2 protein-coding genes and 1 pseudogene are annotated in these 4574 nt (G+C 67.8%); all 3 read left to right on the top strand.

Going from position 1 to position 4574, the window contains the following annotated elements; genetic code table 11:
- Positions 1 to 265: 265 nt before the first annotated feature.
- On the top strand, positions 266 to 2641 hold the full coding sequence (locus AC2W7M_RS20245; RefSeq protein WP_486134417.1) for a TonB-dependent siderophore receptor: 2376 nt from the start codon (positions 266 to 268) through the stop codon (positions 2639 to 2641).
- A 24-nt stretch (positions 2642 to 2665) separates the two neighbouring features.
- Complete coding sequence (locus AC2W7M_RS20240; protein ID WP_486134416.1) at positions 2666 to 3247, top strand: hypothetical protein; 582 nt, start codon at positions 2666 to 2668, stop codon at positions 3245 to 3247.
- Positions 3247 to 4574 (top strand): annotated as a pseudogene (locus tag AC2W7M_RS20235) (PepSY-associated TM helix domain-containing protein); the annotation flags it as partial. The gene AC2W7M_RS20240 and the pseudogene AC2W7M_RS20235, both read left to right, overlap by 1 nt.

Genomic DNA, 4574 nt, shown 5'->3' with positions numbered 1-4574 from the left:
CGTGCCGCCCGACCGAGTGCACGGGAAAGCGCGCCGGATGCCCAAGCGCCTCGCATGCGGATTCCCGCGTCCCGCCGCGCCCCGCGTGCGCTATGCACTCTAGCGTCGGTGTATTATGTCGTCTTTGATATTGAAATAATTAAAATGTATCAAGAGTCGACATTTCGCCACTATTCCGCTGCCTCTGCGGTAGGTATGATTTCTTAGGCTGACGTTTTTAGTCTGATTTCACCGTCTGCCGTGGTTGATTTGGGCGGAAATTATCATGGCTCTCAATATTCGCGCGGTCGCGGACGCCGTCGCGCTGTCGATGGCGCTCGTGGGTGTCTCGGTTGTCGCTGCCAAAGCGCAGCAGGCTGCCGGCACGGTCTCCCTTCCCACCGTCGAGGTGACGAGCGATAGCGCCCCGCGCCAGGAGACGGACGGGCGGGCCACGCCCTCGTCCGCCGGCCCGGTGATCGATTACGTCGCCACGGATTCGCGGGTGGGCACCAAGACCGACACGCCGCTCATCGAGACGCCCCAGTCCATCACCGTCATCGGCGACGAGCAGATGCGCGACCAGGGCGTGCAGAACCTCCAGGAAGCGGTGCGCTATACAGCCGGCGTGTTCGCCGACGGCTTCGGCCTCGACAGCCGCGGCGACTACGCGATCATCCGCGGCATTCCCGCCAGCTACTTCATCGACGGCCTGCGCTCCAGCTTCGGCTATTACTACAACACGACCGCCATCGAGCCCTACGCGCTGGAGCGGGTCGAGGTCCTGCGCGGCCCGGCCTCCATGCTCTATGGCCAGTCGTCGCTGGGCGGCATCATCAACGGCGTCTCCAAGCTGCCGCTGGCGACGCCGCGCAACGAGATCACCTTCGAGTATGGCTCGTTCGACTTCAAGCAGATCAAGTTCGACACGTCGGGCCCGCTGACGGCGGACGGCAAGTGGCTGTATCGCGTGGTCGGCCTCGCGCGGGACGCGGGCACCCAGGTGGACTATGTGGACAACGACCGGCTGATGCTGGCGCCGTCGATCACCTATCGTCCCACCGACATGACCAGCATCACCCTGCTTGCGAACTTCCGGGAGGATCATTCCGGCTCGGTGCAGCAGTTCCTGCCCCAGATCGGCACGCTGGTGCCCAACCGCTTCGGCCAGCGGGCGGATTTCAGCACCTTCGTCGGCGAGCCCAGCGACAAGTACGACACCTCGTCCCAGTCCGGCACCTTCCTGTTCGACCACGAGTTCGAGAATGGGCTGAAGCTGCACAACGGCACGCGCTACACCCACGTCGACAACACCTATAATTCGACGTACGCGGCGGTGCTGACGCCGGTGCGCATCGCCACCCTGAACGCGCTGATGGGCGGTCCGGTGCTTAACCCGGCCTATGCGCCGTTCCTCAATTACGGACAGAGCGAGATCGCGCGCGCGGTCTTCGACCAGGAGACCGAAACCGGCGTCTTCAATACCGACACCAACCTGACGGGCAGCTTCACCACCGGCGCGATCACGCACAAGGTCATCGGCGGCATCGACTACACCCGGTACGACATCGAGTCAGCCACCACCGGAACGCTGCTCGACAACGTGTTCCCGGGGATTCCCGGCTTCCTGCCGCCGCAGCCCCGCTTCAACATGTATCGCCCGGTCTACAACCAGCGCAGTTACCTGGTCGGCCTGGACGGCAGCATCGTGTTCGGCCAGCCGCCGCTCTATGAGCGCCCGCGCGAGACGCAGTCGCAGGTGGGCCTCTATGTCCAGGACCAGATGCGCATGGGGCCGTGGATCGCCGTCCTCGGCGTGCGGCAGGATTGGCTGACCATCGAGCAGGAGGGCGCGGCCAGCGAGAATATGTCCGCCACCTCGACCCGCGCCGCCCTGATGTACGAGACCGATGTCGGCCTCGCGCCCTATGTGAGCTTCTCCACCGCCTTCCAGCCGCAGCCGGGCCAGCCGGTGGGGCGCACCATGACCGCGCCTTTCACGACGCTCACCCCGGCCAAGCCGCTGGAGGGCAACCAGGTGGAAGCCGGCATCAAGTACAAGCACCCGACGCTGCCGCTCGTCGTCAATGCCGCCGTCTACGACCTGACCCAGGACAACGTGATCGTCCAGCCCGACGTCCTGTTCAACGCGGTGCAGGGGGCGACCATCAACGTGCGCGGCTTCGAGATCGAGGCGATCGGCGAGATCACCCCCAACATCAAGATCGTCGCCTCCTATTCCTACACGGACGCAAAGTACGAGAGCTATCCCGAACTGTATCCCTTCCCGTCCGGCATCCCCGCCTTCATGAAGGGCAAGCCGGTGGATGGCATTCCGCAGAATCTCGCCTCCCTGTGGGGCGTCTATACGGTGAAGGAAGGACAGCTGAACGGGCTCTCGTTCGGCGGCGGCGTGCGCTATATCGGCGAGGCGCAGAGCTACGGCCGCGATATCCTGACCCAGGGCACGATCTATGTAGAGACGCCCGCGGTCACCCTGTTCGACGCCATGGTGGCGTACGAGACCAAGAACTGGCGCTTCCAGGTCACCGGGCAGAATCTTGCCAACACCTTCTACGTGGCCTCCTGCAGCGCCTATCGCGGCGACTGCGGCGTCGGCCAGGCGCGCACGGTGATCGGCAGCGCGACCTACAAGTTCTGACCGGCGACGGACGCAGCGCACGCCATGGGTTCGACGCTGGCTATCGATGTCCTGGACCTGCTCGTGGCGGCCGCGCCGCTGCTGCTGGGCCTCATGCTGCTGCGCCGCCCATGGGCGCGGAAGGCCGCTCGCCCCGGCCTTTCGACCGCGGCGGGCTGGGCTGCCATCGGCGCCGGACTGTGGCTGTTCGCGCGTCGGTGGGGCGCGGAGACCGGCCTCGCCTACGGCCTGCTCGCCGGCTCGCTCGTCGCTTATGGCGTGGTCGCGGCCGGCGCGAGCCTCCGCAAGGCCCCCACCCGCGAGGCGCGAGTCGCGCTCGAGCCGGAGGAGCGGCGCACCTCGTGGGGGCGCGGCATTGCCAAGGCGTTTCTCGCCATCGTCCTGTCCGGCATCGCCTCCATCGGCCTGGGGCTCGCTTTCGCCGTAGCGGCGCCGCTCGGCGAGCAGGATCGGATCGTGATCGGCGGCATCTTCGTGCCGATCCTGTGGGGCGCGGGCATGGCCTGGACCCTGTGCGACGCGAAGCTGGTCCGCGCCACCGTCGTGCTCGCTGGCCTGTCCGCCATCGGCTATGGTGTCGCCTTCCTGCCGAAGGTGCTCAGCTGATGGACATGCGCTCCGACCGGCCGCGCCGGCCGCCGCTTCTGTCTCCCGCCTTCGTGCGCGCCATGCTGGCGGGGCATTCGGCGCTGGGCATCGCCTTCGCCGCGCTGATCTATGTGGTGTGCCTGACCGGGACGCTGGCGGTGTTCATCAACGAGATCCAGCGCTGGGAACAGCCGGGCGCGCCCCTCACGGCCGCAGGCCTCGCGCCGGAGAGCATCGCCGCCGCCTTCGCCGAGGGCCACGCCAAGGCGGTGGCCGAAGGCGCGGCGCACGACATCTTCCTGCGGGGGCCGAGCCCGTCGAGCGCCCGCCTTGCCGTATTCTACCGGGGCGAGGAGGCGGGCGCCGAGGGGCAGTGGCTGGCCGATGCGCAGGGGCGCCTCGTGACCCGCTTCGAAGCGCCGTGGGCGGAGTTCCTCGGCGAACTGCACGCGACGCTGCACCTGCCGGAGGCGTGGGGCGGATTCCTGGTCGGCCTCGTGGGCGTGGCGCTGCTGTCGTCGCTCGTCTCCGGGCTCCTCTCCCATCCGCGCATCTTCCGGGACGCGTTCGCTTTGCGCTGGGGCGGGACGCGCCAATTGCAGGAGGCGGACCTCCACAATCGCCTGGGCGTGTGGGGGCTGCCGTTCCATGTGGTGGTGTCGGCCTCGGGGGCGCTGCTCGGCCTGTCCACTTTGATCGTCGGCCTCCTGGCGCTCGCCGCTTATGACGGCGATTCCGAGAAGGCGTTCGCCACCATCCTCGGCCCGATGCCCACGGAAGATCACGCGCCCGCGCCGCTGCCGGACCTGGCGGCGATGATCCGCAAGGTGCAGACCGAACGGCCGCAGGCCCAATTCGTGAGCGCGGCGATCCAGCATGTGGGCACGGCCGGGCAGGTGGTCCATCTCGCATGCGCACGCCGGGCCACCTCGCTTTGTCCAACGCCTATTATTTCGACGGCGCCGGGGTGGCCCTCGGCGATGGTGGCCTGGAGGAGGGCAGCGTCGGCCAACAGATCCTCGGCGCCCTTCAGCCGCTGCATTTCGGCTGGTTCGGCGGCATGCCGGTGAAGCTCGCCTACGGCCTGCTGGGGCTTGCGCTCTCTTATGTGGCCTATAATGGCGTCACCATCTTTCTGGTGCGCCGGCGCGGCAAGGGACGGCCGCTGCCGGGCTGGGAGAAGGTCTGGGCGGCCGTCGGGTGGGGGCAGCCTCTGGCGCTCGCCGCGAGTGCGTCGGCCGTGCTGCTGGCAGGGCCCGTCGCGGCACTGCCGGCCTTTCTGGCGGTGACGCTCGGCGCCTTCGCCTATGCCCGTGCGATGCCCGACGGTGCGCGGACCGCGCGC

This window comes from Xanthobacter sp. BG11Y11_SDJG (genome assembly GCF_057364445.1).
This window is presented reverse-complemented; position numbering and strand designations above follow the sequence as displayed.

What these genes read in the sequence shown, in the direction of transcription:
- AC2W7M_RS20245 (WP_486134417.1), top strand. Translation starts at nt 266, where the DNA reads ATGGCTCTCAATATTCGCGCGGTCGCGGACGCCGTCGCGCTGTCGATG.
- AC2W7M_RS20240 (WP_486134416.1), top strand. Translation starts at nt 2,666, where the DNA reads ATGGGTTCGACGCTGGCTATCGATGTCCTGGACCTGCTCGTGGCGGCC.